Raw genomic sequence first — 26,375 nt, forward strand, 5'->3', positions numbered from 1 at the left:
GCGCGGGCATGGTCTGTCGCAAATTTTCGGGCAAGGCGGGACATCATGCGCACCGATCTTCATCAGGCGAACCGCCTGTCCTGGAACGCGGCGACGGTGGCGCACAACAGCCACAAGGGCGATCAGGCGGCGTTCTTCCGGAACGGCGGCTCGACGCTGTTTTCCGAGGAGCTCGATCTGCTCGGCGATCTCGATGGGCTGAGCCTCGTCCACCTGCAATGCAATTCGGGACAGGACAGCCTCAGCCTTGCCCGGCTGGGCGCCGAGGTGACCGGCGTCGACATTTCCGACGAGGCGATCGATTTTGCTGGCCGACTGTCGAGGGAGAGCGGCGTTGCCGCCACCTTCGAGCGCGCCGACGTGTTCGACTGGCTGGAGGCGGCGGGCCGCGCCGGCCGGTCGTTCGACCGGGCGTTCAGCTCCTATGGCGCCATTCTCTGGCTGTCGGATCTCATGGCCTGGGCGCGCGGCATCGCCGGCGTGCTCAAGCCGGGCGGCCGCTTCGCGCTGGTGGAGTTCCACCCGCTGGTGATGGTGTTCAACGAGCGCTGGCAGCCGCATTACGACTATTTCGGCGGCGCGGTGATCGAGGAGGCGGGTGTCGGCGATTATGTGGCCCAGTCGGGTGGCGGCCTGACGCCGGACGGCACGCTGGTCGGCGTCGCCGACTTCCAGAACCCGCATCGTTCCTACGAGTTCGCCTGGGGGCTGGCGGACGTGGTGTCGGCGCTGCTCGCCGCCGGACTCAGGCTCGATCGGCTGACCGAGTATCCTTACGCCAACGGCTGGCGCGGCTTCGAGCGGATGCGCGACCTCGGCGGCCGGCGTCTGGCGCCGCCGGAGGATATGCCGCTGATACCGCTGATGTATGGGCTGGTCGCAAGCAAACCGGCCTGATCCGGTACGACAAAACGCCCGAACCGGTCAGGTATCGAGCGCTCGACGTCGTATCGAAGTGTCGGCGTGATGCCGTGCTGTCCTCAGAGGCCGTAGCCACGGCGGGCGCGGCTGTGGAGGGGCCGCTCGCGGGCCTGGTTGAGGTAGGCCATGTCGCGCTCGATCTGGGCGGGAAGGGGGAGGGCCTTGGCGGCGCGCTTGAGGGTGGCGAACATCTTGATTTTTCCTTTCCTAGACCGGAGGTTTCCGGCCTCTTTTCTCTTCATCTCTTTGACGCCCTCAATATAGGCCCTCTCGGCCTTGCGGCCTAATCGCAAGTTCTGAAGGTGGCCTTCAGTTTTCCTGTAGGTAAAAACCCCATTGATACGCGTTCCGCTTGATCCGGACTCATCCGGCTCAAGCGGGTTTCGGCCTGACCGGCCGGCGCCCGGTCGGGCGCTTCCGCTTCCGTCAGGTTCCGCCCGAAAGGTCGAAACCCGACGGAAACGGTATGACGCCGTCGCCGCCGGTGTCGGCGCAGCGGCCGAATATGCTTTCGCGTCCTCGACGCTCGCTTTCAGTTTCGCACCATCCTCATGCAATAAATCGCGAGGAAGGAAGCGGCTTGTCGATGGCTATACTTTCGTCTGCCAGGTGGATTAACCGATATTTATCGCCGTGGCGGATAGTCTTTCCTTGGAGTGACCCAGGTCAGACGCAACCAAAATTTGCAAAGGGTGCTGATGCGCATTCGGCTTGTTGTGGTGTTCGTCATTTTTGTCTGCCTTGCGCCATTCCTGGTGAAGCAGATCCTCGTGGCGAACCGGGAGAGGGCGGAGTCTCTGATGGAGATGGAGCGCAGCATGCGCACATCTCTCGAACGCGTTCAGGACATGCTGCTCGAAACCCAGGCCGATGTTGAGAACATCGCGTCCAGCATCTCCATCAGCAACTCGTTTCAGAACACCTCGCCGGAGCAATGCTCAAGGCGGCTTTCCAAGCTGGGGAACCTCTATACCAGCATCGAGCATCTCTCCATCCTGACGCCGAAGGCGATCGTCTACTGTTCGTCCATTGCCGAGGCGCACGGGCTGCAGGTGAAAACCACGGACAAATTCTTCAAGAGCGTGCACAACAACGATACCTATTGGGGTGATCCGCAGGTCAGCCACATATCCCGGACGCTGGTCGTTCCATCCGTGACGGCCATCCGCAACGACCTCGACGTCGACTACCTCGTCGTCGCCTCGCTGAAGGCGGAGACCGTTCTCAACAAGGCGTTGACCTTGTTCGACATTGCCCTGGCGGAAGCGGCGATCATCGGCACCGAGGGCGGCATCCTCATCTCCAAGCTCTTTTCGGCCGGACAGCCGGTCATCGGCGGCGACCTCGTCGAGAGAAACCTGGGCAGCTTTCTCGATGTCCGGCAGGAAAACCTGAACGGCGGCGCGCCCTACTACGTCGGCACGCTGAAGCTGCCGATGAACAATTCCCGGCTGCTTGTCCTCTCCTCGCTGGACGTCGTCAACGATCACGCCTGGAGCAGGTTGAAGTCGGCGGTCCTGACCTCGGTCGGCGAAACGGTGGTGCTCGCCGCCATCATGATGTTCCTGGCCGAGTTCTTCTTCATCCGGAACCTGCGCCGCATCGGCGCTCTCGCCGGCGAGATCAGCGCCGGCAAGCCGGGGCAGCGGATCTCCGTCCGCTCGCCCATCGCCGACTTCAACCGGCTGACGTCGGCGCTCAACCTGATGGTCGACACGCTGGAGGATACCAGTCTGCATGACGCACTGACCGGCATCGCCAACCGCCGGGCGCTCGACGGCCATCTCGGCGTATGCGACCGCCTGCTCGCCGAGGGCAAGGGGGCGATCGCCGTCGCCATGATCGACATCGACAATTTCAAGCTGTTCAACGACCGCTACGGCCACGCGGCGGGCGACCGGACGCTGCGCAGCGTCGGGCAGACCCTCAGGCGGTTCGGCAAGCGCCAGGGCGAGATGGCCGCCCGCTATGGCGGCGAGGAGTTCACGCTGGTGGTCGGCGATGGCGATACGGATCAGCTTCGGGCGCATCTCGAAGCCTTCCGGCGGGCGGTCGAGGACCTGAACATCCCGCATCCGGACTCGCCGCATGGCCGCGTCACGGTGAGCATCGGCTATGCCGTGGCCTTGCCGGGAACCACCACGCAGCAGGCCATAGAGCGCGCCGACGAGGCGCTCTACCGCTCCAAGGACGGCGGGCGAAATCGCGTCAGCGGCGAGCTGCACCTGTGCCCGGCCTGACGGACCGCATACGACAAAGCGCCCGAACCGGTCAGGTATCGAGCGCTCGACGTCGTGTGGTCTGTCAGGTTTGCCTCAGAGGCCGATGGTCCGCTGGAAGGCGCGGCTGTCGAGGTAGCGTTCGCGGGCCTCGAGGTCGTAGCGGTCGGTGGCCTGGTTGAGGTAGTCCATGTCGCGCTCGGCCTGGGTCGGGGCGCGGAGGAGCTGGGCGGTACGCTTGAGAGCGTTGAACATTCTGTCTTCCTTTCCTGACCGGCATATTCCAGTCTCTTTCTCTTTTCTCTCTGACGTCCTCAATATAGGCGCGGAAAGGCTTGCGACCTAATCGCAAGTTCTGAAGGTCGCTTTCAGTTTTTCTATAGGTGAAGGTACGGAGCTGAGCCTCACGTCGCCATCTGCATGGCGAGCCAGCGGCCGGGCGGCATGCCGAAGGCGTTGCGAAAATGGCGGGTGAAGTGGGCCTGATCGGCGAAGCCGGCGTCGAGAGCCGCGTCGGCGAGGCGGGTTCCCTGGGCGATCAGCCGCTTGGCGCGGTCGAGCCGGCGCATGACCAGGAAGCGGTGCGGACTGGTGCCGGTGAGGCGGCGAAACTGGCGCGCCAGCTCGTAGCGGTCGAGGCCGGTGACCGCCTCCAGCGTCTCCGAGCGGACGGTCTCCAGGGCATGGGCTTCGAGATAGTCGCGGGCGCGCCGCACGGCCGCCTCGGCGGTGGCCGATGATCGCTGCCGCATCGTCCCCGCCTGCCGGGCGAGGCCCGTAGCGACGCGCATCAACACGTCGTCCATCTGAAGGTCGCCCGGCTCGCCATCCAGATCGGCGAGGATGTCGGCCAGCGCCCGCCAGAGGCCGGCGTCGCGCACCACGGGATCGGCGACGAAGGGCAGGGCGCCGGGCGAGGCTTGGGTGGCGGCGATCATCTCCGGCGGCAGATAGATCATGCGGTAGATGAGGCCGGCCTCGTCGCCGGCCGCGCCGTCGTGCAGCTCGTCGGGGTGCAGCACGATGACGTTGCCGGGGCGGCTGAACCGCTCGGCGCCGCGATAGCGGAAGGTCTGCACGCCGTGGAGCGTCAGTCCCAAGGCGTAGGTGTCGTGGCGGTGCGGCGAGAAGCCGTTGCCGTGAAAGCGCGCCTCCAGCCGCTCGACGCCGCCATCGTCGATGGAAACCCGCAGCCGATCGCTGAAGCGGCCGCACGAACGTTCAAGACCGGCGGCGGTGCCGGGCATTATCTCGTCGGCTCTTTCGACCCCTCGCACGGAGTTTGCCGGCATGTTCGACACCAAGATCGTCCTCGTCGTCCGCGATGACCTTGCCACCTGGCAGAAGCTCAACGTCACCGCCTTCCTGACGAGCGGCATCGTCGCGCAAACGCCAACGATCATCGGCGAAGCCTACCGGGACGCGGCGGGGAATGTCTACAACCCGATGTCCATCCAGCCGATGGTGGTGCTGGTGGCCGACCAGGAAACGCTGCGCACCATCCACAGGCGGTCGCTTGAGCGCGGGGTGACGACGTCGGCCTATGTCGAGGAAATGTTCGCCACCGGCCACGACGCCGCCAACCGCGAGGTGTTCGCCAAGTTCTCGCCGGAGGATGCCAAGCTGGTGGGGCTGGCGCTGCGGGCGGAGAAGAAGGTGGCCGACAAGATTACCAAGGGGGCGAAGATGCACCCGTGAGGGGAGCGCTTCGTCAATAAGTTGTAGCCGCTACTGGCGCATGTTTCGAGCCGCACCATATGGTGAGCGGTAACAATCAGGCATGCGCCAGAGGCATAGATGTACGAGAAGGACCCGTCCGGCTTCCATGACGCCTTGGGTTTAGCGCGGTCCGCCGCGCTGGAACACATCCGGGCTCCTCATCGCAACTCCGACTGTGCGCCCGAGAGCGACGAGTCCGAGCAAGGTTCTGTCGGCCAACCTTCCAACGCCCCGAATTTTTCCGAGGGGCAGGAAGCTGGCTCCAACCGATCCCTTGGCGAGAAAGTCATTGATGACATGGCGGTCTCGCTGCTTGACGGAGTAATGGACGCCCTGTTTTCCAACTAGTGACTCAGCAGTAGGCCATGGTGGCGCGCTGCCGCGCCGCGTCCATTACAAGGCTGCTACAATCTGTTGGACGACTCCGAGACCTTGATGGACCACAGCAACCCCCGCCCTGAGGGACGCTAGGCCGGACGCGGCGGTGGGGGCTACTCCTCGGCGACTCGCCGCGATGCTGAAAGCTGAACCTGCATTTCGTGTACAAGTTCAGCTTTCCCGAGATCGTCTCCGGCGTTGACTAGAGAGTCTTTAGAAGATCGGCGACTTTTTCTGTGCTCACGTTGGGGATCAACGCAAAGCCATAGTTCTTGTCTTTGTTGATGTAGGCGCGATAGGCTTGGAAGTTGATGAAACACGGCGACTCTTTTCCTGTGCAGCTCGCCAGTTTCTCCCTCGAGAGGTCTATCGTTGCTTTGCCTCCCTTGTCGCCCGGAACCGTCAGCTCCAGTTTCCCCTCGGCGGTGTTTGTGGCAAGCAGTTCCGCCTTGTCGCTGACGATTACGCCGCGAACGATAAGGTAGGCGAGGCCGGAGTTCGGCTTTGCGGCCTGTTCCAGAAGCCAGCCTCCGTCAACATCCTCTCCTTCGTTTCTCTTTCTGACGATTTCTTTCGATATCGCCGTGATAACCGAGCTGTAGGTTCTGTTGACGGCATTGGACGCCTTGATCGAGACGTTGTTTCGGATAGCGGCCGATGCGTTGGCCTTGACGGTCGCCGTGACGCCGGCATCGAAGGAAATGGAAGATATTTTCGAGGCGACCATGGTTGTGGGGCCCGAAGTGGACGGCGTGGCAGGGAAGGGTATCGGGTCAAGCTGTGTCAGCGTGTTCGCTTTCATGTCCCAGAGGAAAAGCTGACCGACCTCAATAAGCCCACTATTGTAAACCCCGAGCGATGTGGCGGGGTAATCGAAATGTGGGACAACGGTGCTGCACCCCGTAACCAGCGTAAGGGCGCAGATAGTCGATAGAATAGTCTTCATTGAGGACCCCCTGCCATTCCTGTTTTGGCTGAACGTTAGTTTTTCTGCTTTTTTGTGTCGTGAAAATTCAGGCGGAAAAGCCGTCTTGGACGTATATTTGTCTTATAGATACTATATATTGTTTATGGGTATGCTCTATCGGCCGGTTACATTCCAGCCATTCTCATGCGAGGCTATGGACTGCTTTTGATCTCAATTCTAGATTTATGGCTGTCCCGGTACACACTCTAGTGCATTATTTTCTGAAAGCAATTCGAAAATTTATATTTGGAGTCGGGATGGGTCTCTGCTGTATTCTTCTTTTGTTTTAATTGTATTATCTCTGTATATTCCTGTTGCTTTCTGTTTAAGTGATTCATTTTCTAGGTGAAATTACGTAAACGTGCCGCCGGTCGGGGGCGATTGCGTGCGTTTTTGGCGTTATCCGGCTATTTCCTGGTACTTTGAATCTTGACGGGGCATGGCAGTCGGGGCTGTACCGAAAGTATAGTCTGGGTATCTTGTGTTTCATATGTCGGTGGTATCGCGTCGCGGTCGTGTTCGCCAAGTTTTGGCCGGAGGAGGCGAGGCAGTTGGGGCATCGCGGTGCGGGCCGAGACGAAGGTGGTCGACAAGATCGTGAAGGGGGCGGAGATGCACCCGTGAGGGGAACGATTACGTCAATAAGTTGTGCTCACGACTGGCGCATGTTTCGAGTCTCACCATATGGTGAGCGGTGACAATCAGGCGGCAGAGGCATCGATGTATGAGAAGGACCCGTCCGGCTTCCATGACGCCTTGGGTTTAGCGCGGTCCGCCGCACTGGAACACATCCGGGCTCCTCATCGCAGCCCTGAGCATACGCCCGCGAGCGATGATTCCGAGCAAGGCTCTGCCGGCCAACTTACCAACAACCCGGAGTTTTCCGATGGGCAGGAAACTGGCTCCGAGCGATCTCTTGGCGAGAAAATCAGCGATGGCATTGAGTTCGGGCTGATTGATGGAATACTGGACGCCTTGTTTTCCAACTAGTGACTCCGCAATAGGCCGTGATGGCGCGCTGTTCGCACAGCGTGCATAACAAGGTTGCTACAATCTGCTGGGCGTTTCCGAGGCGTAGATGGACCATAGCGACCCTTTCGGACTTTACCGCGCCCTCGATTTGACGCCGGCAGCCACGACCGAAGAGCTCAAGCGGGCTGTCAGATATCCCTTTTTCTTGCGTTCGGGGGGCGAGTCCGACAAGCCGTTCGAGGAAGCTCTTCGCCTGGCTCCCCAAGCGTACGACATCCTGAACGACCCGGCTCGCAAGGCCAATTACGACTGGTTCGCCCGCAACCTGCCCGAGGTGGACGGGGAAACCGACTGGGCTGACAAGTTCGATCTCAGGTCCATCGTCGACGGTCCGACCCATTGTTCCAGTTGCGGACGAGTGACGCCTCTGCCGCGCTATGTTCAGATCTCCGAGGTCACGAGATCGTTCAACGCTTACGCCCGCACGACACAGGAAGAAGGCCTGCTTTGCGCCGACTGCGCCAAGACCTTTACGCGGAAAAGCGCGCTCACGACGCTGTTTTCCGGCTTCCTGTCGAAGGGGGGACCTTACAAGGCCACCTGGAGCTGGTTGAAAAACGGCCAGCGCGGGCATCATCTCAAGGCGACTGACGAGCGATTGGCCTTGCACAACGCCCGTGCCTATCTGGAGCGGCGCGACGTCAAGCTGGCCTACGCCCTGGCCAGGATTGCCGCGAAGTCCAGGGATGAGGATACCGCCGGTCAGTCGGCGGCGATCATGCGGGAAATCGAGGCGGCAGGGGGCGATTACTGGAACTACAAGTTGCCGGACCCCTGGGTCGTGCCGGCAGGCGAAAGGGCCGTCTATGCCATCCTGCCGTTCGCCATTGTGACGGCCTTTATCGCTTTCATCTACGGCTACGCTGCGCGGCAGAATGAGCGTGCTTTTCGTCCGGTCGCGGTAAACGGCGTCTCCATCCCGGTGTGCAGGGAACTGCCGCGAAATGGCGACATCCTGACGCGCCAGACGCCCGGCGGCGGGGAGATCACCCTCAGGATCTGGAACAAGACCAACCAGAACGCCATACTGAAGATCAGGGACGGTCAGTCAGGGACAGTGTTGGCCTCCGTTTTTGTTGCGTACCAGAACAGCTATGATTTCGAGGCTTTCACGGGCCGAGGCTATAGACTGCAATATGCCCTTGGCAACAGATTGGACGCTTCTTGCAAGGAGATCATTGATCCGGATTGGGAAGCGGAGTTTCGAAAGGTGGACGCGGAGTCATTTTATATTGAATATGGAAACAGGAATATTGACGCTTATCAGATGGAATATGGCAGCCACCGTGCTGGCCGTAGAATAACAAGCAGGGAGTTCGACAAGCCCTAAGGCGGCTGGGACGGATGCCGGTGGGCAGTCCGCCATCGTCTCGGTCGGTATGGGGTTCTCTTTCCGAAATCACAGCCAACACTTCGGCGCAGTAACGAAATCGCAGCCCAACGGGGCCGTAGATCCTTCCCCAAGGGCGATCCACCTGCAGGCGAGTTTCCGAGACCTGGATGAACACGCACGACCCCTTTGGATACTATCGCCTGTTGGGCCTGCCTCCGTGGGCTCCGATGAAGAGGATCAGGGAGGCCAGTCATAGCCCCCACTACATTCCCTCGGGCGATGAATCCGACAAGGTTTTCGCCGAGGCGTTTCGCCGGACGCCCGAGGCTCACGCGGTTCTCAGCGACCCGGCGCGCCGGGCCAACTACGACTGGTTTGCCCGCAACCTGCCGCCGGAAGCCATCGAGCCCGATGGTTCCGTCCGGTATGACCTCAAGCTCATTCCCGATGGGCCGCTCCACTGTTCACGGTGCGGCAGGGTCGCGCTGCAGCCTCGCTACGTCACGCTCTGGTATGTCGAGGAGGTGGACGGCTATTCGCAGGCGGTCGGCCGAGAGGATTTTCTGTGCGTCGATTGTGCCAGGGACGGCCGGCGTTTCAACTCGTTCGGCGAGTTCGTCAGCGGTGTGCTTGATTTGTTTATCCATCCGAACTCCGTTGATCGCAACCGTTTTCGCCATTCCGTCGTGGGGCTCTTCAAGGTCGGGATGGGTGAGAAGCACGATAGGATCACCGACGCGAAGCTGATCCTGCATAACGTACGCGCCTTCCTGGAGCAGGGCGACATCAGGACGGCCTATGGCCTGGCGAGGCTGATCCGGACATCCGGGGACGAGGGGATCGCCAGCGAGGCAGCCCAGATCGTCCGCATCATCGATGCGTCCGGCGCCGATACCTCCGGCTGAACCATCAAGGACGACTGGGCCCTGTCGGAAGAGGGCAAGCGGCTCTACCGGATGATGGGGTTCATCGTGCCGGCGGTGATCATCGTCGCCCTGTATTTCTACAACGGGCAAGGGAACGCGGTGCCGGCGAGGCCCGCCATGGTGGATGGCATAGCCGACGTGTTTTGTGCTCACCCGCCTGAGGAGGGCTTGCTGGCGCCTCAGATCAAGACAGGCGGTGACCTGACCTTGCGTATTCGGAATACCTCCCTTCAGGACGCCGTCGTCAAGATCCGGGATGGAACGTCGGCGGTTGTCGCGAGCGCCTTTCTCAAGCGAGATGGCAACATCGACATTACGGGCCTGCCGAGTGATGACTACAAAATCCAGTTTCAGCTCGGATATCGTCTCGACCCGACTTGCAAGGGCTTTTCAACAGCGGATGTTTTTGAAAAGAGCGACCCCGGCAAGCCCTTGGTGTTCGATGGAAGGAAGATCATCGAATACAAGCTGGTCGCATTTGGTTCGGCAAATCGGCGATTGTTCAGATCGGAATTTCTCGCGCCTTAGAACTGATTCAACGTCGTCTTGCTGGTATCTTTCACCCCGCCACGCGTCCCAACAACGGCAGCGTGAATCCCAACTTGGCATATGTTCTTGCCATTTGGCGGATTGAGCCTATATTCACGTCAAATGACAGGACGAGCCATGATGCTGCAACCCATCGAAGCCTATCCGATCGAGCGCACTGACAACGCCAGCATCACCGAAGAGGAAGCGGCGGCGCTGGCGCGGGCGACGGTCAATCTGTTCAAGGCGTGGAAGCTTACGGATGCCGAGGCGACGACGCTGCTCGGCGGGTTGTCGACGCGCACCTGGGCGCGCTGGAAGGAAGGCAATATCGGGCGGATCGACCGCGACCTCCGCATGCGGATGGCGCACCTGATGGGCATCCACAAGGGGCTGCGCTACCTCTTCAAGGAGCCGGCGCGCGGCTATGAATGGGTGAAGAAGCCCAACGACACCTTCGACGGCCGGTCGGCGCTGGACCTGATGCTGCGCGGCGAGCTGTCGGACCTCCAGGATATGCGCGCCTATCTCGACGCCGAACGGGGCGCGTGGTGACGGAGGCGGCCAGGATGATTGCTGGTGTGGTTCGGCGGCGGGTGACGTGGCCGAGGACCTACCGCATCATCCGCTCCATCCATCCGCCGATCGACCTGTTCGAGGATATCGCCGACCCGCGCGACTGGGAGGCGCTCGCCGCCGTCGAGGAGAAGACCAATCCGCGTGTGCGCGGTGTGATCGGCGACCTTGCCAAGGTGCCGAAGCATCGGCGCGTCGGCGGCGCCGGCGCCAGCTATCTGATGGCGCCCTTCGTCCACTCATCGCCGCTCCGCCCCGGCCGCTTCACCGACGGCAGCTATGGCCTCTACTACGCCGGCGACAGCGAGGACGTGGCGATCGCCGAGACCATCCACCACCACCAGCGCTTCATGGCGGCGACGCGCGAAGCGCCGGGCTGGACGGCGGATTTCCGCGTGCTGGTGGGGGCGGTGGATGCCGATCTCGACGACGTCGGCACTGTCCCCGGCGCGCTCGACCCCGACGACTACAGCGCTTCGCAAGCCCTGGGGCGGCAGTTGCGCGCCGCCGGCAGCGACGGCGTGGTCTACCCGAGCGTGCGGCGGGCCGGCGGCTGGTGCATCGGCATCTTCTGGCCGAACGTGATCCCCATCCCCGTTCAGGGCGCGCACTACTGCTACCACTGGAACGGCGCGCGGGTGGATTTCGTCAAGCGCTACGAGGCGGACGGGGCGAACGCGGTGTTCGAGGTTGTTTGAAGGCGCCAGCGCTCGAACCATGGATTGCAAGCTGTGGACGGGTTGGCCGTTTAATCTGTCTTTTGCAACTCTCACGATATGATCAGGGGACTGGTTTGTCGCAGCCGAGGGGCGGATTGCGGGACTTCCGGTCAGGCGCGGCTGGCGCTCACATCCAGCTCTCTCGGCGGGTGCGGTATGGCTGTGTCCTTGATGTCTATCTTGAGCCGCAGTGCATGGCTCGCCCTGTTCCTGGCCTTGTTGTCCGGCTCCGCCTCGGCTTCCGAGGAAGAATATTACCGCCACGACATGCCATATGCCTCTGAGGGCAACTGGAGGATTTCGGTCAATTTGGCCCGAAAATCCTGCTTCATGGCTAGCGGCTCCAAGAGCGAAGCCGGCTTCCAGGTTGGCGGCGACCAACGTAGCGGCACGATGAGTTACTTCTTCCTGTTCGATACGCCGCCCGGGACATACAGGAACTACGAAAAAGTCGTCGTCACCATCAAGTACGATCAGCGCAGCCGATGGGTCGGCAATGGCTTTAGTTTGACGTTCGGTGATCACAGTGGCGTCGGCATTCAAGGCGTCGACGTAAAAGTCATCAATGAAATCGCCGATGCGAAATACCTCAACCTGACAGTCAACGATCGCGACCTCGGCAATTTTTCTCTGGCTGGCAGTCGAAAGGCTCTTGCCAAGATGCGTCAATGCATCGCGGCGATGAACATCATCGACATCTCGCTGGCAGCAATTGCCGGGGGGAATGGAGAAAACGTCGCCTGGCCGACCCCGACACCGAAAGAGGGAGACGTCCAACACGGCGATGCATTGCCCGGCGGCGCCGAGGATGGCTCGTCCTTTGGAAACGGCAAGGAATCCATCCCGGAATCCACCGCGCTCGGCGAAGACTATTACGCCAGTGACAGGATATACGCCAAGGAAGGCAACTGGTGGATTTGGGTCACGCGAGCCCGAAAATCCTGTTCCATGGCTGCCACCTTTGCGGGCGATGCCGAAATCACGGTCGGCGGCGACCGTCGTAATGACAAGCTGGCCTACTTCTTCTTGTTCTCCAAGGCGTCATGGGAGTACGAGCAGGGGAAAGACTATGAGGTGACCGTCGACTACGATGGACACAGCACGTGGGCTGGCGATGGGGTTGGCGTGGTGCTCACCGGGCAGAATGGTGTTGCTCTCGAGGGCGTCCATGCGGAGGCCGTCGATGAGTTTGCTGCTGCGAAGACCCTCGGCCTGAAGATCGGCAGTCGCGAACACGGCGTGTTCGACCTCAGCGGCAGCCGGGCGGGCATTGCCAAGTTGCGCGAGTGCATCGCGGCGGTGGATGACGGACGCATTTCGCTGGCGGAGATCAGCGGGGGAGAGAGGGCGGACATTCCGTCTCCTTCGGTGCCGGCTCCCACACCGAAAGAGGACGAAACCCGGCCCGATGATGCGCCGCACGGCAGGGACGACGGCGGGCCGCTACCCGGTAAGGGCAAGGAGCCCGTCGTGGTGAGCGGTTCCGGCTTCTTCGTCGACGAGGCCGGCTACCTGCTGACCAACGCCCATGTGGTCGAGGGCTGCGGCAACGCCAGGCTGCGGTTCGAAGGGCGAACCGAGCCAGCCCTCATCGTCGCGCGGGAGAGAGACCATGACCTCGCCCTTCTGAAAATGCGCGGGCGAAGCCCCGCCGTCGCCACCTTCCGTGGCGGGCCGCCGATCCGCCTGGGTGAATCCGTGGTGGTGTTCGGCTATCCCCTGTCGGGCTATCTGTCGAGGAGCGGAAACCTCTCGACCGGGCTCGTGGCCTCGCTGGCCGGTGTCGAGGACAACGAGGCGGAGATGCAGATCTCGGCCCCCGTTCAGAGCGGCAACAGCGGTGGCCCGGTGGTCGATCAGTCCGGCCATGTCGTCGGCGTCGTCGTCGCCAAGTCGAACACGACGACCATCGACGACGACTATGTCGAGGTGATCCAGAACGCCAACTTCGCCATCAAGGCCGACGTGGCCAAGACCTTCCTCGACCACATGGGCGTCGCTTACGAGACGGAGCCGCCGGGCGAGGAGCTGAAGACGCCCGACGTGGCGGATATCGCGCGCGCCTTCACCGCCCAGGTGATCTGCGAGGCGCAGGAGTAGGAGGGCCGCCACTGGTAATTCTGGTGACCGGGCGGGCCTCCCCTTGTGCCTTCGGGGCAGTTCCTGTTGAACTTGCGAAGGTCCAAATTTCCGGGTGCGCCATGGCCGTGTGTTCGCCGTCCGTCCTCTGCCGTTCCGCCTGTCTTCTCGTTCTGCTCGCCGGGCCGGCCGCGGCCTTCGGCGAGGACCACTACACCAGCGACAAGGTCTACGACGACGACGGCAAGTGGACGGTGTCGGTCAACACGACCCGCAAGTCCTGCGTGATGCACATGATCTACGAGGACGACACCGTCATCGAGGTCGGCGGCGACAACAGCGACGGCGAGCTCACGCATTTCTTCATGTTCGGCAACACGTCCTGGTCCTACAGGAAAGGCCGGGACTACGAGGTCGTCACCGAATACGACCGCAGCATCTGGACGGGCGAAGGCGTCGGCGTCAGGGTCAACGACTACAAGGGCGTCGCCGTCGAGGGGGTGACGGAGGAGGCCGTCGAGGATTTCGCCGGCTCCGGCACGCTTCACCTCAAGATCGGCAAGAAGGATTACGGCAAGTACAATCTCGCCGGCACCCGGCGCGGGCTCGCCAGGATGCGCGAATGCATCGAGGCCGTCGAAGACGGTTCCATCTCGCTCGAGGAGATCGAGCGGGATGACCAGGCCGACGCCAAGCCGGAGCGCAAAGACGACGACAGGTCGGCCACCCGTCCCGACGACGGCGGCAAGAACGAGGAGACGAGCTATTCCTCCGGCACCGCCTTCTTCGTCAATGGCGACGGCTATCTCATCACCAACGCCCATGTGGTGGAAGGCTGCGGCGATGCCGAGGTGCGGCGCGACGGCGGCGTGCTGGAGCCGGCCACCATCGTGGCGCGCGACGAGACGGGCGATCTCGCCCTCCTGAAGACCGCCAAGGGCAACCCGGCCTTCGGCACCTTCCGTGGCGCGCCGCCGATCCGCCTCGGCGACACCGTCGTGGTGTTCGGCTACCCCCTCACCGACTTCCTGTCTAAGACCGGCAACCTCGCCACCGGTCTCGTGGCGTCGCTGGCCGGGGCCGGCGACGACGAAACGCAGATGCAGATCTCGGCGCCGGTGCAGAGCGGCAACAGCGGTGGCGCCGTGGTCGACCAGTCGGGCCGCGTCGTCGGCGTCGTCGTCGCCAAGGCCAACATCCAGAGCTACGATTCCGGCGACGAGGACGACATCGAGGTGATCCAGAACGTCAACTTCGCCATCAAGGCCAGCGAGGCGCGCGACTTCCTCGACGAACACGGGGTCCGCTATTCCGTGGAGCCGCCGGGCGAGGAGATGAAGACCCCCGACGTGGCCGAGATCGCCCGCAAGTTTAGCGCTCAGGTGATCTGCGAGGTGACGGAGTAGCGGCGGCGAGTTCTTGGCAAACCGGCCGAATGTGGTAAGGTTACATGTAACCTCTAGAGGGACGACGGCATGTCCTCCACATCCAACCCCAAGCCATCGCGCGTGAAGGTCGGCGAGCATCGCGCCCGTCTGCGGGCCCAAGGGTTGCGCCCGATCCAAATCTGGGTGCCGGACGTTCGGTCGCCGTCCTTCAAGGCAGAGGCACATCGCCAGTCGCAAGCGGTCGCGGACAGCACCCAGGCGGCGGCGGATCAGGCCTTTATCGACGCCGTGAGCGATTGGGGCGAGGAATGAGGCGCGGCGACATCTGGACCGCTTCCGGCGGGCAGGACTATGCGGGCAAGCCCTGGCCGGTGGTGATCGTTCAGGACGACAGCTTCGATGGAACGGCCTCGGTCACCATCTGCGCCTTTACATCCGATACGACCGAAGCGCCGCTGTTTCGGCTGCTCGTCGAGGCCGATGAGGGCAACGGCTTGCGCCTTGCGTCGCGCCTGATGGTCGACAAGATCACCACTGTTCCGAAATCCAAACTCGGCGAGCGGATCGGCCGGCTCGCCGACGAGGACATCCTGCGCCTCAACCGGGCCATGCTGGTGTTCTTGGGATTGGCGGGGCCCCGAGGTAAGACCGGCGGCTGACCTCGTTCCCTTACGCCGCCACCGATCGCTCGCGCGAGGCCTTGATGTCGCGGCCGGGCGGCAGGCCGAACAGGCGGCCATACTCGCGGGTGAACTGCTGTACGCTTTCGTAGCCCACCTCGTAGGCGGCGAGGCTGGCGCTTCGGCCTTCGGAGAGCATCAGTCGCCGGGCCTCGATGAGGCGCAGCTGCTTCTGGAACTGCAAGGGCGACAGCGAAGTGATCGCCTTGAAATGCTGGTGGAAGGCCGAGGGGCTGAGGCCGGCGACGTCGGCGAGCCGCTCCACCCGGATGGGCGCGGCGAAGTCGGTGCGCAGCACAGCGATGGCGCGGGAGATGCGCTCTGCGTGGCTGCCCTTGACGCCGAGGCCGCGCATGGCGCCGCCGTGCCGGCCGGCCAGCAGCCAGTAGTGCATCTCGCGCAGGAGCTGGGGGCCGAGCACGGGCAGGGCGGCGGGCCGGTCGAGAAGGTGCATCAGGCGGAGCGCGGCGTCGGCCACCTCGGCGTCGGTCGGCTCCACCCGGACGGCCGGGCCGGGCGGCGACGGCACGGCCGCCATCTCCACCGCGAGCGCCTCGACGAGGCCGAGGTCGAGCTCCAGCACCAGCGAGAAATAGGGCGCGGCGGGGCTGGCCTCGGTGATCTGGCTGACGGTGGGCACGTCGGCCGAGATCAGCAGCGAGGCGCCGGCGCCGAAATCGAGCGTTTCCGGGCCGGTGGTCACCCGCTTGCCGCCCTGCAGCACCAGCGCCACCAGCGGGCGGTTGATGGCGAACTGCAGCGCGCTGGGCATGGTGGCGCGGACGACCGAAAGGCCGGGGATCGGCGTCGGCGCGATGCCCGAGGCGTCGGCATGGACGGCGGCGTGGCGGCGGACGGCGGAGAGCAGCGTTTCGGTCATGGCGGAAAGGTAGGTGCGACAGGCCGTCGCGCGCAAGAGGGTGCGGAGAAACAGGCAAGGAGATGCAAGGTTTAGGCAAAGGCGGCGGGCGCGTTGTCGAACGGGGCGCCGATATTCTCGTTGCGCCCATTTCTGCCTGAGGTCCTGCGCCTTCGCGCAGGATGATAGATTATGTATATGTTTTTATTATATAGTTCCGTCATCCTGCGCGAAGGCGCAGGACATTGGGCAGGATCTAGCGAGGCGTTCATATAGGGCGCCCCGGCGTGTTCCCCGCCTTCGTTCTCCGCCATGACGCCATCTATGGAGGATCGGGCAAAAAGCGGCCAGCATCGGGCAACCGCGCGTGAGCGGATCGGGCAATGATCGCGTCGTCAACCAACCAAGGAGACGACCCATGACCATCGCTCTCATCACCGGCGCCAACCGCGGCCTCGGCCGCAACGTCGCCACCAGCATCGCTCGCCGCGGCGGCGACGTGATCGTCACCTATCGCGGCAACAAGGCGCAGGCGGACGAACTGGTGTTTCAGATCACCGCCCTCGGCCGCAAGGCGGTGGCGCTGCAGCTCGACGTCAGCGATATCGGCAGTTTCGCCGCCTTCGCCGAGACGCTTGGCGCCACGCTCAAGGATGTCTGGGCGCGCGATCATCTAGACCACCTCGTTCACAACGCCGGCCATGGCGAGATGGCGGCCTTCGCGGAGACCACCGAGGCGCAGTTCGACGGCCTGTTCACCGTGCATGTGAAGGGCGTGTTCTTCCTGACGCAGGCGCTGTTGCCGCTCATTGCCGACGGCGGCCGCATCGTCACCTATTCCTCGGGGCTGACGCGCGTCTCCTACCCCGGCTTCTCGGCCTATTCGGCCGCCAAGGGGGCGATCGAGGTGCTGACGGTCTATCTCGCCAGGGAACTCGGGGCGCGCGGCATCACCGCCAACTGCGTGGCGCCCGGGGCGATTGCCACCGATTTCCTGGGCGGCGCGGTGCGCGACACGCCGGAATACAACGAGGCCTTCGCCAACATGATCGCGCTGGGACGCGTCGGCCTACCCGACGACGTTGGCCCGATGATCGCCAGCCTCTTGGGCGAGGACAACCGCTGGGTCACCGCGCAGAGGATCGAGGTGTCGGGCGGACAGGTGATCTGAGGCCGGCTTCGGCCGACGCCCGGATCGGAGAGGGCGGGGCGCCAAGGCGCCTTGCCTCTTCCGTCGCGCGAGGATTAACTCGCCGACGGAGGAGACCATGCCCAACATCGAGAAGAGTTTCGGCCGGCAGGCCTTCGGGCTGAACCCGGCCGCCAGGGTGTTCGGGAGGAGAAATTCAGCTTTGCCGGCTCGCGCCAAGGCCGGTGAGGGATGCTGATTTCACCCATCGCCGCCGCTCTCGCCCATGTCCGCGACAGGTCGCAGGGCGGGCCGCTGCCCCAGCCCGCCGCCGTCACCATCAACTTCCACCCCGATGCGCTGCATCAGGGGCGGTGGGTGATCGAGACGCTGGCGCAGGAGTGCGTCTATCGGTCGCAGTTCGAGACCGGCATCAGCAACGGCGGGCTGACGGCCCATCCCGGTGGCGAGCGCTGGCAGTGGGAGCAGGACATTTTCGGTGGCGCCTATGACGGGGCCGATCCGGCGTTGCGGCCGAAATACGGGGCGCTCAACCTTTGGGGCCGGATGACCGGCGGATCGCCGCGCTTCGGCTCGGCCCACCTCCGCCTGCGGCCGCATGTGCTGGAGCGGACGACCTTCTGCTATCCCGACAGCTGCTACAGCCCCGCTCATTTCGGCGTCGCCGACCGCATGGGGCTCGTCGCGCTGGCCGAGCGGCAGCGGGCGTCGACCGACGTGCTGGACGACTATGTCGAGGCGCACGTCCACGGGCCGCTCACCCTCGGCGAGGACGTCGAGGCGTTGGTGCTCGACGCCTGCTATCGGGGCACGGAGATCGAGGCCGCCGCCGCAACGCTCGCCTGCCCGGTGGAGTGGCACGCCGGCTTCCGCATGCCGGCGGCGCGCGTGGCCGACTGCGTCGCCTATCGCGGCCAGGAATTTGCCGACCTCGCGGCGGCGCTGATGAACGACGGCATCCTGACCCCGCGCGACATCGCCCTCGCCCGCCGCGACGGCCGCGCCGACTGGCAGTCGCTGAAGCGCGTCTGGCACTGCGTGGCACGGTTCGGCAGCCCGGCGGAGTAGGGGATCTCCGCCGAGCGGTCCGTCAGCCATCCAGCAGCGTGGTGCCATAGGAGTTGTCGACGGCGCAGAGCCAGCGGCCGGCGTCCGACTTGCGGAAGACGTAGGTGGCGCGGCGGACGATGGGGTCGGGCTGGCCGTCGATGTCGAGCAGCGTTTCCATCAGCACCAGGGCGGTGTCGGCGCCCTCGATCACTTCCATGCGGCCCTGGCGGACCTTCATGGTGTTCTTGAAATGGGCGGCGATCGCCACGAAGGCCTTGCGGATGGCGGTCTTGCCGGTGGCCACCATGCCGGGCTTGACCACCAGCGCGGCGTCCTCGGCGTAGAAGTCCATCAGCGCGTCGAAGTCCTCGGCGGTGATCGCCTGGTCGGCCGCTTCGATCAGCTGTTTCAGGTCGTGGTCGGACATGGTCGTCTTCCAGTTCTGGCCCGGAGACGGCATGAAAAACCCGCCTCGCGGGCGGGTTGCTTGCAAAAGGACAAGTCGCAGCGCCCACCGTCACTCGATGGCGCGAATAATCGACAGGGCGGGGGCGCGGCGGTTGTCCATGGGAGGGAGATAGCACGGACAGGCGCCGTACGCCAGCCGGCAGGCGTGGTGCGTGGAGGTCGTCAGCGTGATATTGGCGGCTCGCCCTTTTCGGCCTGAGGTCCTGCGCCTTCGCGCAGGATGACAAAATTATATGAATGAAAACAAATACATAATCCCGTCATCCTGCGCGAAGGCGCAGGACCTCGGGCCGAAAGGGGCGCGAGGCTCTTATAGGGCTGTCGCCAGAGTTGCCTTCCCTCACGCCCCGTCGATGCGGATGTAGTCCGCCACGAACCTGAACGGCCTTTCCTCGCTCGCCTTGGTCAGGCGGATATGGACGCCGGATTGCCGGAGGGCGTTCGAGAGGTCGACGGTCTGGTCGACTTCGAAGAGGTTGTCCTTGTGCGGGCGCGCCCAGGTCTTCACCTCTGCCAGCGCGCGGGCCTTGGCGGCGTTGGCGTCTTCGGCGACGATCAGCACGTTCTTGTGCAGCTCGGTGAACTCGGCCGGGTCGTAGCCGCCGAGGTTGACGAAGAACAGGCGGTTGGGCGTGGGCTCGGGCGCGTCGGTCACGAGCGTGACGTCATGGCCGTCGGCCTGTTCGACGGCGCCCCAGCAGTCGACATGCAGCTTGGCCTGATCGCCCCACCACTGCGCCCTGAGGTCGGCATGGCAATCCTCGGGCTTTTCGCCGACCGAGAAGCGGATGTCGTGCAACTCGACGTTCGAGTTGCGGAAGTTTCCGCCCAGCTGGAACATGAAGAGTTTCAAGGCAATCTCCCTGGGATGATGACGGTTTCGGTATCATCCCAGGGCTTGCCAGGGGGTGTCAGCAGAGGCGGCCGCTCCGCCCCTCAATCGCAGGCGAAGGCCGACTGACCCAGATCGCCGAGGCGCTTGAACACCTCGTCGCCGGCGGCGTTGAGCGTGACGAGGTGGGCGAGGGCGTCCTTGGTGCGGCCGGCCTCGAACAGCTTCAGCGTTTCCACCGCCTCCTGGTGGACGCGGGCGTGCGGGGCCTCGATGGCGCGGAACTCGGCGGTGGCCTTGATCCTGGGGTCGGTCACCTTGTCGTACCAGAGGCCGAAACGGCAGCAGTGGTGGTCGGGCAGCTTGGCGCTTTGCAGGCTGTCGTAGCCCAAGAGCGTGTCGATGACCTTCTTCTTGAACAGAACGTGGTCGATCTTGGCGATTTCGAGCAGCAGCGCCGGGTTGGTGGCGTCGGTGAACAGGCGCGTCGATTCCTCGGTGTTGCGCTTGTTGCTGGCCTCGATCTTGTCGGCCATCTGCTTGAGGAGGTCCTGGTTGTGCCTGGCGAGGAAGGCGGCGGCATCGACGGCGGTGGCGATCTCGGCGCTGGCGGCCTGCTGCTCTTCCAGCACGGCGGCGATGGAGTCGATGCGCGTCAGCACGGCGCCGACGCGGTCGCCGATGATGCCCATGGTGGTCGTCACCTCGTCGATCACCGTCTCGCCGGTGCCGACGGCGGTGTCGGTGTGGCCCATGGCCGCCGTCATGCCCTCGATGACGTGGCGCATGCTCTCGATGCGGGCGTTGATGTTCTCGGTGGCGCTGGCGGTCTGGTTGGCCAGCACCTTCACCTCGGAGGCGACGACGGCGAAGCCCTTGCCGGCCTCGCCGGCGCGGGCGGCCTCGATGGTGGCGTTGAGCGCCAAGAGGTTGGTCTGGCTGGCGATGGTGTCGATGACGCTCAGCGTCTCGGCGATCTGGTCGAAGGCCGCTTCCAGCTCGGTGACCTTGGTCTTGGTGTCCAGCGTGGTGGCGCTGATGTTGCCCATGGCGCCGCGCAGCTTCTCCACCGCATGGGCGGACTGGGCGGCGGCGTCGGAGGCGTTGCGGGACTCGCCCAGCGCCTCGTGGCTGGCGCGGGAGATCTCGCCGATGGAGGCGACCATCTCGGCAGTGGAGCTGGCCATGGCCTGCGACGACTTGGTCAGGTCGTCCATGTTGTAGGACAGGCCCGACAGCTCCACGCCGATGGCGTTGACGTCGGAAATGGTGGTGGCGAGGCGGCCGATGGTGTTGCGCGTGTAGCAGCCTTCCAGGGCCTCGGTCTCGACGCGGCGGGCGCGCTCGGCCTCGGCGCGCTCCAGCGCCTTGGTCACGCGGGCATAGGCGAGGCAGAGTTCGGAGACGGCGCTCGACCGGCCGAAGGACAGCGCCGAGCGGCGCATCAGGGCGGGCAGGGCGGTGGCCATGTGCGCTTCGATGGCGGCGGCGAGGGTGACGGTGTCGGCGCCCCCGGCGATGAGGTCGGCGATCCGGCCGTCGGGCTCCTTCGTCTCGAACAGGCCGGCCATGGCGGCGGCGAGATCGGTTGACGTGGACGGGGCCGGTCGCCCGGCGGGGGAGGAAAGCGCGGTGGAAGGGGCCATGGTAGCCGAAGCGAAGGTGGTCGCCATGCAGAGTCTCCAGAAAGGAACGGCGATTCTGCTGGCGGAGGCGTTAACGGAGGGTGGAGAACAACGTAGGCGCATAAACAAATTTCATAGACAAAACATTTTGTTGTCTTCAGAAGTATAGTTTTTTCTTTGATTGTTCTGTGGCGCAAACACTCGCAAAGCCTGTTAAGCCGGATGATGGACCGCGATTACATTGGTTGCTCCTTCCTGCGCATTGCAATCCGAGATTGATTTTACCCCCTGTAGTAAACTGCCGTTTCTACTTGTTTTCTAAAGCTTTAGGGTGGCGCGGCCTTGTTGTCGAAAGAGATAGGTCATTGGATTGACTTGGTTTATGTCAGTTGTGTGGAACTCGTGTTCATAGAGAATTAGGGGATTGGGCTTGATGATGCGTCATTCGAAGAATTTCGGGGGCATCCATGAGCCGACTGTCGGTCAATCTCATTCTGAAGGCAGTTGTCGGGCTTCTGCTCGGGGTCATTCTGGTTCAGTTCTCCTTGGGGGCGTGGAAGTCCTGGAAGCATGTGACCGATAGCGAACGGATCGAGTCGGTGGCGCGGGCTACCGCCGCCATGTTCGATGCCTTGCCGAACCTTCGGGTCGATCGCAGCAATACCATGCGCGCCCTGTCGGCGGCCGACGGCGAGGCGGCGGCCTATATCGAGCGTACGGAGAACGCGCGCAAGCTGGAGATGGCGGCCATCGAAGAGGCCATCGGGCTCCTGAGGGCTTCCAACATCACCAATGCCGACACGCTGGCCGGCAAGCTGGAGGCCGAGACCGCCGCGCTCAAGGCGGCGCAGGCCAAGACGTCCGAAGCCTTCCGTCTGCCGAAGGACAACCGTCCGGCCGATGCCGGCGCCGCCTATTCCGACCTCGCCTCGGCGATGATCGACAGGCTGAGCGAAGTGTCGGCGGACATCTCCCGCGACGTGCGCTTCCTCAACGGCTGGACCGATCGGCTGCTCGACGTCAAGACCCAGGCCTGGGCGCTGCGCGACGCGGCGGGCGACGCGTCCGTCATTACCGGCGGCGCGCTGGGCCCGAAGGGGGCGTCCGCGGATGCGTTCGAGACCTATCTCTCCAACATGGCCACCGCCAGGGCGGCCTGGGCCACCATCCAGGACCAGGTGGGCGGGCTGGACCTGCCGCGTGGCCTCGCCGATGCGCTGGCCAAGGCCGACAGCGAATACTTCAAGTCCGGCGTCATCGAACAGCAGGCCGACATTCTGGCCAAGGTGATGGCCGGCACCAAGGTTGACATGCAGCCGATCGACTGGAGCAAGGGCAACCAGCCGCGCCTCGAGGCGCTGCTCGGCATCGCCACGGCGGCCATCGAAGCGGCGAAAGCCAACGCCGCCGAAGAGCGCGTCCAGGCCTTCGCCACCTTCTGGATGCAGGTCGCCTTCCTCATCGGCGCGTTGCTGTTCGCCGCCGCCGTCGTCGCTCTCGTGCAGGGTCGCGTGGTGCGTCCGCTCGGCGTGATCCGCGACCGGATGATGGCGCTCGCCAACGGCCGTTTCGAGACCGAAGCGCCCTATACCGATCGTCACGACGAAATCGGCGCTCTCGGCCAGACCATGGCCGTGTTCCGCGACAACATGCTGGAGACCGAGCGGCTGCGGGCCGAGCGGGCCGACCAGGACCGCCTCGCGGCCGAGCAGCGGCGGGCCGACATGCATGCGCTCGCCGACCGGTTCGACCACGCGGTGGGCGGCATCGTCGAGATGGTCGCCTCGGCGGCCACCGAGCTTCAGGCGTCGGCCAGGTCGCTGACCGCATCGGCCGAGGCCACGCAGGGCCAGTCGGCCACCGTGGCGGCGGCCTCGGAACAGGCGTCGGCCAATGTGGCGTCGGTCGCCTCGGCGACCGAGGAGCTGTCGTCGTCGGTGGTGGAGATTTCCCGTCAGGTCGGCAAGTCGGCCGAGATCGCCACACGCGCCGTTTCGGAAGCCGAGCACACCAATCAGCAGGTGCAAGGGCTGGCGGCGGCGGCCGAGAAGATCGGCAATGTCGTCGACCTCATCAACACCATCGCCGGCCAGACCAATCTTCTGGCGCTGAACGCCACCATCGAGGCGGCGCGGGCGGGCGAAGCCGGCAAGGGCTTTGCCGTCGTCGCCGCCGAGGTGAAGCAGCTCGCCGACCAGACCGCCAAGGCGACGGCCGAGATCGGCGCCCAGGTCGCCGCCATCCAGGCCGCCACCACGGAAGCGGCCACCGCCATCCAGGGCATCGGCGGCACCATCGAAACCATGAGCGACATCGCCGCCTCGATCGCCGAAGCCGTCGACGGGCAGGGCGCGGCGACGACGGAAATCGCCCGCAACGTGCAGCAGGCGTCGATCGGCACCACCTCCGTTTCCGAAAGCATCACCAGCGTCACGGTGGCGGCCGGCGAATCCAGCACCGCTTCGGTGCAGGTGCTGTCGGCGGCGTCCGAACTCAGCCGGCAGGCGGAAACGCTGCAGCTGGAGGTCGACAAGTTCCTCGGCACGGTGCGCGCCGCCTGATCGGCGGGTGCTCTGGACATCATGACCCTCGTGAGCGAGGATGTGATCGCGTTCCACCTGGGCGACATCGCGATCTATACCGGCGGCTCTCAACCGTAATGGTCGAGCCAAGGCCGGCCTGGTTCCGGTTGCAACGGCAGGCCCCAGATGACACCGATGCTTGTGGTCTGGTTCCAGTTTGGTGTTTGCGCCATCCTGATCGGCTTCGCCGGGCCGGCGCTGGCGCGCTATGGTGACATCATCTCCCAGCGGACCGGCGTGTCGCGTACGTGGATCGGTTTGGTCCTCCTTGCCACCGCCACGTCGCTGCCGGAGCTGTTCACCGGCGTCAGTGCCGTAACCGTGGTCGACGCCCCGAACATCGCGGTCGGCGACGCTTTGGGAAGCTGCATCTTCAACCTTGCGATGCTGGTCGTGCTGGACGCATTGAGCCGTGACGAACCGGTCTACCGGAGGATCGACCAAGGCCACATCCTGACGGCCGGCTTCGGCGTGATCCTGATCGGATCGGCTGGCGCGCTTGTCCTGGTCGGCGGCGACAACACCGGTTTTCAACTCCTGCATGTCGGTATCTACACGCCATTCTTCGTCGTCCTGTATCTCGTCGCGATGCGCGCCGCCTTCGTTTACGAGAGGCGCAGCAGGCGCGAGCCAACGATCGCCCAGGACATGCCGACGATCACCCTCAAGGCCGCCATCATTCGCTATGCCGTCGCTGCCGCCGTCGTCGGCGGCGCTGGTAGCTGGCTGCCGTTTATCGGTCAGGACATTGCCGACACGATGGGCTGGCGCACCACCTTCGTGGGTACGCTGCTGATCGCCGGCACCACCTCGCTGCCCGAACTGGTGGTGACGATCGGCGCGCTCCGTATTGGCGCGGTCGACATGGCGATCGGCAACTTGCTGGGAAGCAATCTCTTCGCGGTGCTGATCCTGGCGATCGACGATATGGCCTACACGAGCGGGCCCCTGCTCGCATCCGTTTCACCCGCCCACACGTTCACGGCCCTCGGCGCGGTGATCATGTCCGGCCTTTTCATCGTGGCTTTGCTCTACCGGCCGGAGACGCGCTTCCATGGCAGGATTGGCTGGGTCAGCCTGTCGCTTCTGGTTGTCTATCTGCTGAGTTCCTATGCCGTCTATCTGCATGGTCATTGAGGCCGGACGCTTGATACCGTTTCCGTCGGGTTTCGACCTTTCGGGCGGAACCTGACGGAAGCGGAAGCGCCCGACCGGGCGCCGGCCGGTCAGGCCGAAACCCGCTTGAGCCGCCCGCTTGAGCCGGATGAGTCCGGATCAAGCGGAACGCGTATGACGTCCGCGTCGTGACCGAACCCACCGGCGTTTTCGAACAGCCACCTGCGCTTTGATACGCGTTCCGCAGCTGAGGAGCCGCGCGCCCATAGCCCTGTAGTCGATTGACGGCGATCGCGTTGTCGGGTTGGCTGCGATGCACGGAAAAGCCCGTCATCCGGTCACGGAGAGCATCATGCTACGAAGCATCGTCGTTGCCCTCGACGGATCCGACTCCAGCGTCGAGGCAGGGCTGGTGGCGCTCGAACTCGGCAAACGCCACGGCGCGCGTGTCGAAGGGCTGGGCATCGTCAACTCCGCATGGATCCAGCGTCCCGAGCCGGTTCCGATCGGCGGCATGGCCTACAAGAGGGCGCTTGATCTGCAACTGCTCAAGACCGCGTCCGATCGCGTCAGCGCCGTTCTGACCGCCTTCGGTGAGCGCGCAAAGGAGGAGGGCTTCACTGCGTTCGACACCAAGAAGGTGGACGGCGACCCACGCATCCAGATCGAGTTTGAAGCGACCGTTCATGACTTGGTGGTGGTCGGTCGTGGCAGCCTGTTCGATGTGGGCGGGGAACTTTTTGATATGCCGCTCTGCATCGATCAGGTCATTCGAGGCGAGCCCCGGCCAGTGATTCTGGTGCCTCCAGCCAAGAGGGGGCAACCGGGTGAAGATCTGGCCGCGCCAGTGCTCATTGCCTTCGATGGAAGCCCGGCGGCTTCGCGGACCCTTCACATGTTCGCCTTGCTGGGGCTTGCCGTGGACCGGGAGATCCATGTCCTCACGGTGGACAACAGCTCCAAGGATGTCGCTGTCGCGACGGCTACGCGCGCCTGTGACCTGCTGCGGCGGCACGGCGCCACGCAGACGCACGGAGTTGGACTGGGAGACCGCCAAGCAGGAAGCCCGGCGGAGGCGATCCTCGGGACCGCGGAAGCCTTGGGCGCCGGAATGATCGCGATGGGCGCCTATGGGCACAGGGGTATTCGCGAGATCTTCGGCTCCTGTACGCGCACCGTGCTGGAGAACTCCTCCAGTCTCCTGTTTTTGTATCACTAGAGTATCCGC

General features: G+C 64.0%; 27 protein-coding genes. 19 read left to right on the forward strand and 8 right to left on the reverse strand.

The window, feature by feature from the left end; all coding sequences use genetic code 11:
- The first annotated feature begins 45 nt into the window (after positions 1–45).
- Entirely contained in the window at positions 46–897 is an 852-nt protein-coding gene (locus M4J39_RS18830) for a class I SAM-dependent methyltransferase (RefSeq protein ID WP_251730027.1), read from the forward strand.
- 83 nt (positions 898–980) lie between these two features.
- On the opposite strand, the gene M4J39_RS22940 is transcribed toward M4J39_RS18830, so the two are convergent.
- Positions 981–1,112: a hypothetical protein gene (locus M4J39_RS22940; RefSeq protein WP_256469811.1), complete on the reverse strand. Its 132-nt coding sequence runs from the start codon at positions 1,110–1,112 to the stop codon at positions 981–983.
- A gap of 507 nt (positions 1,113–1,619) precedes the next feature.
- On the opposite strand from M4J39_RS22940, the gene M4J39_RS18835 reads away from it, so the two are divergent.
- Positions 1,620–3,161, forward strand: a complete 1,542-nt coding sequence (locus tag M4J39_RS18835; protein ID WP_251730028.1) for a GGDEF domain-containing protein — start codon at positions 1,620–1,622, stop codon at positions 3,159–3,161.
- A gap of 75 nt (positions 3,162–3,236) precedes the next feature.
- Here M4J39_RS18835 and M4J39_RS18840 read toward each other — a convergent pair whose 3' ends face one another.
- Both M4J39_RS18840 and M4J39_RS18845 read right to left on the reverse strand, forming a co-directional pair.
- Positions 3,237–3,395, reverse strand: coding sequence for a DUF3563 domain-containing protein (locus tag M4J39_RS18840; RefSeq protein ID WP_251730029.1), 159 nt, complete (start codon positions 3,393–3,395; stop codon positions 3,237–3,239).
- Between the two features lie 149 nt (positions 3,396–3,544).
- Positions 3,545–4,432, reverse strand: a complete 888-nt coding sequence (locus tag M4J39_RS18845; RefSeq protein WP_251730030.1) for an AraC family transcriptional regulator — start codon at positions 4,430–4,432, stop codon at positions 3,545–3,547.
- Between M4J39_RS18845 and M4J39_RS18850 the strand changes: the two genes are divergently transcribed.
- On the forward strand, positions 4,431–4,838 hold the full coding sequence (locus M4J39_RS18850) for a DUF2000 family protein (protein WP_251730031.1): 408 nt from the start codon (positions 4,431–4,433) through the stop codon (positions 4,836–4,838). The genes M4J39_RS18845 and M4J39_RS18850 overlap by 2 nt on opposite strands.
- Before the next feature lie 99 nt (positions 4,839–4,937).
- A complete protein-coding gene (locus tag M4J39_RS18855; RefSeq protein WP_251730032.1) occupies positions 4,938–5,207 on the forward strand; it encodes a hypothetical protein in 270 nt (89 codons plus the stop codon).
- Positions 5,208–5,439: 232 nt separating this feature from the next.
- Here M4J39_RS18855 and M4J39_RS18860 read toward each other — a convergent pair whose 3' ends face one another.
- Entirely contained in the window at positions 5,440–6,183 is a 744-nt protein-coding gene (locus tag M4J39_RS18860; protein ID WP_251730033.1) for a hypothetical protein, read from the reverse strand.
- 705 nt (positions 6,184–6,888) lie between these two features.
- Here M4J39_RS18860 and M4J39_RS18865 point away from each other — a divergent pair.
- The 10 genes from M4J39_RS18865 to M4J39_RS18910 all read left to right on the forward strand — a co-directional run bounded on the left by M4J39_RS18865 (position 6,889) and on the right by M4J39_RS18910 (position 15,444).
- Positions 6,889–7,194: a hypothetical protein gene (locus M4J39_RS18865; protein WP_251730034.1), complete on the forward strand. Its 306-nt coding sequence runs from the start codon at positions 6,889–6,891 to the stop codon at positions 7,192–7,194.
- An 88-nt stretch (positions 7,195–7,282) separates the two neighbouring features.
- The gene (locus tag M4J39_RS18870) at positions 7,283–8,566 is read left to right on the forward strand and encodes a hypothetical protein (RefSeq protein WP_251730035.1); all 1,284 of its coding nucleotides are present in this window, start codon (positions 7,283–7,285) and stop codon (positions 8,564–8,566) included.
- Positions 8,567–8,796: 230 nt separating this feature from the next.
- Complete coding sequence (locus tag M4J39_RS18875; RefSeq protein ID WP_251730036.1) at positions 8,797–9,474, forward strand: hypothetical protein; 678 nt, start codon at positions 8,797–8,799, stop codon at positions 9,472–9,474.
- A 51-nt stretch (positions 9,475–9,525) separates the two neighbouring features.
- A complete protein-coding gene (locus M4J39_RS18880; RefSeq protein WP_251730037.1) occupies positions 9,526–10,023 on the forward strand; it encodes a hypothetical protein in 498 nt (165 codons plus the stop codon).
- Between the two features lie 138 nt (positions 10,024–10,161).
- Positions 10,162–10,578 carry an MbcA/ParS/Xre antitoxin family protein gene (locus M4J39_RS18885; protein ID WP_251730038.1) on the forward strand — a complete coding sequence of 139 codons (417 nt, stop codon included), beginning with the start codon at positions 10,162–10,164 and terminating at the stop codon, positions 10,576–10,578.
- Between the two features lie 14 nt (positions 10,579–10,592).
- On the forward strand, positions 10,593–11,297 hold the full coding sequence (locus M4J39_RS18890) for an RES family NAD+ phosphorylase (RefSeq protein WP_251730039.1): 705 nt from the start codon (positions 10,593–10,595) through the stop codon (positions 11,295–11,297).
- Between the two features lie 78 nt (positions 11,298–11,375).
- Positions 11,376–13,418, forward strand: coding sequence for a serine protease (locus M4J39_RS18895; RefSeq protein ID WP_251730040.1), 2,043 nt, complete (start codon positions 11,376–11,378; stop codon positions 13,416–13,418).
- 101 nt (positions 13,419–13,519) lie between these two features.
- A complete protein-coding gene (locus M4J39_RS18900; protein WP_251730041.1) occupies positions 13,520–14,803 on the forward strand; it encodes a S1C family serine protease in 1,284 nt (427 codons plus the stop codon).
- A gap of 69 nt (positions 14,804–14,872) precedes the next feature.
- Positions 14,873–15,097 carry an antitoxin MazE family protein gene (locus tag M4J39_RS18905; RefSeq protein ID WP_251730042.1) on the forward strand — a complete coding sequence of 75 codons (225 nt, stop codon included), beginning with the start codon at positions 14,873–14,875 and terminating at the stop codon, positions 15,095–15,097.
- On the forward strand, positions 15,094–15,444 hold the full coding sequence (locus M4J39_RS18910) for a type II toxin-antitoxin system PemK/MazF family toxin (protein ID WP_251730043.1): 351 nt from the start codon (positions 15,094–15,096) through the stop codon (positions 15,442–15,444). The genes M4J39_RS18905 and M4J39_RS18910 overlap by 4 nt, the downstream gene beginning before the upstream one ends.
- A 10-nt stretch (positions 15,445–15,454) precedes the next feature.
- On the opposite strand, the gene M4J39_RS18915 is transcribed toward M4J39_RS18910, so the two are convergent.
- Positions 15,455–16,345, reverse strand: coding sequence for an AraC family transcriptional regulator (locus M4J39_RS18915; RefSeq protein WP_251730044.1), 891 nt, complete (start codon positions 16,343–16,345; stop codon positions 15,455–15,457).
- Positions 16,346–16,742: 397 nt separating this feature from the next.
- Here M4J39_RS18915 and M4J39_RS18920 point away from each other — a divergent pair, with 397 nt between their 5' ends.
- The gene (locus tag M4J39_RS18920) at positions 16,743–17,495 is read left to right on the forward strand and encodes an SDR family oxidoreductase (protein WP_251730045.1); all 753 of its coding nucleotides are present in this window, start codon (positions 16,743–16,745) and stop codon (positions 17,493–17,495) included.
- Positions 17,496–17,705: 210 nt separating this feature from the next.
- Positions 17,706–18,542, forward strand: a complete 837-nt coding sequence (locus M4J39_RS18925) for a DUF3626 domain-containing protein (RefSeq protein ID WP_251730046.1) — start codon at positions 17,706–17,708, stop codon at positions 18,540–18,542.
- A 22-nt stretch (positions 18,543–18,564) separates the two neighbouring features.
- Here M4J39_RS18925 and M4J39_RS18930 read toward each other — a convergent pair whose 3' ends face one another.
- From M4J39_RS18930 to M4J39_RS18940, 3 genes are all read right to left on the reverse strand, one after another.
- Positions 18,565–18,984, reverse strand: coding sequence for an SgcJ/EcaC family oxidoreductase (locus M4J39_RS18930; protein WP_251730047.1), 420 nt, complete (start codon positions 18,982–18,984; stop codon positions 18,565–18,567).
- Positions 18,985–19,332: 348 nt separating this feature from the next.
- Complete coding sequence (locus tag M4J39_RS18935) at positions 19,333–19,845, reverse strand: DUF1543 domain-containing protein (protein WP_251730048.1); 513 nt, start codon at positions 19,843–19,845, stop codon at positions 19,333–19,335.
- Positions 19,846–19,928: 83 nt separating this feature from the next.
- A complete protein-coding gene (locus tag M4J39_RS18940) occupies positions 19,929–21,497 on the reverse strand; it encodes a methyl-accepting chemotaxis protein (RefSeq protein WP_256469814.1) in 1,569 nt (522 codons plus the stop codon).
- Positions 21,498–21,916: 419 nt separating this feature from the next.
- Between M4J39_RS18940 and M4J39_RS18950 the strand changes: the two genes are divergently transcribed.
- The 3 genes from M4J39_RS18950 to M4J39_RS18960 all read left to right on the forward strand — a co-directional run bounded on the left by M4J39_RS18950 (position 21,917) and on the right by M4J39_RS18960 (position 26,366).
- Positions 21,917–24,010: a methyl-accepting chemotaxis protein gene (locus tag M4J39_RS18950; protein WP_251730049.1), complete on the forward strand. Its 2,094-nt coding sequence runs from the start codon at positions 21,917–21,919 to the stop codon at positions 24,008–24,010.
- A gap of 147 nt (positions 24,011–24,157) precedes the next feature.
- The gene (locus M4J39_RS18955; protein ID WP_251730050.1) at positions 24,158–25,168 is read left to right on the forward strand and encodes a sodium:calcium antiporter; all 1,011 of its coding nucleotides are present in this window, start codon (positions 24,158–24,160) and stop codon (positions 25,166–25,168) included.
- Positions 25,169–25,499: 331 nt separating this feature from the next.
- Complete coding sequence (locus M4J39_RS18960; protein WP_251730051.1) at positions 25,500–26,366, forward strand: universal stress protein; 867 nt, start codon at positions 25,500–25,502, stop codon at positions 26,364–26,366.
- The last annotated feature ends 9 nt before the right edge of the window (positions 26,367–26,375 follow it).

The organism is Pleomorphomonas sp. NRK KF1 (genome assembly GCF_023721755.1).
In the GTDB taxonomy this organism is placed as follows: Bacteria; Pseudomonadota; Alphaproteobacteria; order Rhizobiales; family Pleomorphomonadaceae; genus Pleomorphomonas.

Excerpts from the sequence above, each read along its gene's own strand:
- M4J39_RS18830 (WP_251730027.1), top strand. The coding sequence starts at position 46 with ATGCGCACCGATCTTCATCAGGCGAACCGCCTGTCCTGGAACGCGGCG.
- M4J39_RS22940 (WP_256469811.1), bottom strand. The coding sequence starts at position 1,112 with ATGTTCGCCACCCTCAAGCGCGCCGCCAAGGCCCTCCCCCTTCCCGCC.
- M4J39_RS18835 (WP_251730028.1), top strand. The coding sequence starts at position 1,620 with ATGCGCATTCGGCTTGTTGTGGTGTTCGTCATTTTTGTCTGCCTTGCG.
- M4J39_RS18840 (WP_251730029.1), bottom strand. The coding sequence starts at position 3,395 with ATGTTCAACGCTCTCAAGCGTACCGCCCAGCTCCTCCGCGCCCCGACC.
- M4J39_RS18850 (WP_251730031.1), top strand. The coding sequence starts at position 4,431 with ATGTTCGACACCAAGATCGTCCTCGTCGTCCGCGATGACCTTGCCACC.
- M4J39_RS18845 (WP_251730030.1), bottom strand. The coding sequence starts at position 4,432 with ATGCCGGCAAACTCCGTGCGAGGGGTCGAAAGAGCCGACGAGATAATG.
- M4J39_RS18855 (WP_251730032.1), top strand. The coding sequence starts at position 4,938 with ATGTACGAGAAGGACCCGTCCGGCTTCCATGACGCCTTGGGTTTAGCG.
- M4J39_RS18860 (WP_251730033.1), bottom strand. The coding sequence starts at position 6,183 with ATGAAGACTATTCTATCGACTATCTGCGCCCTTACGCTGGTTACGGGG.
- M4J39_RS18865 (WP_251730034.1), top strand. The coding sequence starts at position 6,889 with ATGGTGAGCGGTGACAATCAGGCGGCAGAGGCATCGATGTATGAGAAG.
- M4J39_RS18870 (WP_251730035.1), top strand. The coding sequence starts at position 7,283 with ATGGACCATAGCGACCCTTTCGGACTTTACCGCGCCCTCGATTTGACG.
- M4J39_RS18875 (WP_251730036.1), top strand. The coding sequence starts at position 8,797 with ATGAAGAGGATCAGGGAGGCCAGTCATAGCCCCCACTACATTCCCTCG.
- M4J39_RS18880 (WP_251730037.1), top strand. The coding sequence starts at position 9,526 with ATGATGGGGTTCATCGTGCCGGCGGTGATCATCGTCGCCCTGTATTTC.
- M4J39_RS18885 (WP_251730038.1), top strand. The coding sequence starts at position 10,162 with ATGATGCTGCAACCCATCGAAGCCTATCCGATCGAGCGCACTGACAAC.
- M4J39_RS18890 (WP_251730039.1), top strand. The coding sequence starts at position 10,593 with ATGATTGCTGGTGTGGTTCGGCGGCGGGTGACGTGGCCGAGGACCTAC.
- M4J39_RS18895 (WP_251730040.1), top strand. The coding sequence starts at position 11,376 with ATGATCAGGGGACTGGTTTGTCGCAGCCGAGGGGCGGATTGCGGGACT.
- M4J39_RS18900 (WP_251730041.1), top strand. The coding sequence starts at position 13,520 with ATGGCCGTGTGTTCGCCGTCCGTCCTCTGCCGTTCCGCCTGTCTTCTC.
- M4J39_RS18905 (WP_251730042.1), top strand. The coding sequence starts at position 14,873 with ATGTCCTCCACATCCAACCCCAAGCCATCGCGCGTGAAGGTCGGCGAG.
- M4J39_RS18910 (WP_251730043.1), top strand. The coding sequence starts at position 15,094 with ATGAGGCGCGGCGACATCTGGACCGCTTCCGGCGGGCAGGACTATGCG.
- M4J39_RS18915 (WP_251730044.1), bottom strand. The coding sequence starts at position 16,345 with ATGACCGAAACGCTGCTCTCCGCCGTCCGCCGCCACGCCGCCGTCCAT.
- M4J39_RS18920 (WP_251730045.1), top strand. The coding sequence starts at position 16,743 with ATGACCATCGCTCTCATCACCGGCGCCAACCGCGGCCTCGGCCGCAAC.
- M4J39_RS18925 (WP_251730046.1), top strand. The coding sequence starts at position 17,706 with ATGCTGATTTCACCCATCGCCGCCGCTCTCGCCCATGTCCGCGACAGG.
- M4J39_RS18930 (WP_251730047.1), bottom strand. The coding sequence starts at position 18,984 with ATGCCGTCTCCGGGCCAGAACTGGAAGACGACCATGTCCGACCACGAC.
- M4J39_RS18940 (WP_256469814.1), bottom strand. The coding sequence starts at position 21,497 with ATGGCGACCACCTTCGCTTCGGCTACCATGGCCCCTTCCACCGCGCTT.
- M4J39_RS18950 (WP_251730049.1), top strand. The coding sequence starts at position 21,917 with ATGAGCCGACTGTCGGTCAATCTCATTCTGAAGGCAGTTGTCGGGCTT.
- M4J39_RS18955 (WP_251730050.1), top strand. The coding sequence starts at position 24,158 with ATGACACCGATGCTTGTGGTCTGGTTCCAGTTTGGTGTTTGCGCCATC.
- M4J39_RS18960 (WP_251730051.1), top strand. The coding sequence starts at position 25,500 with ATGCTACGAAGCATCGTCGTTGCCCTCGACGGATCCGACTCCAGCGTC.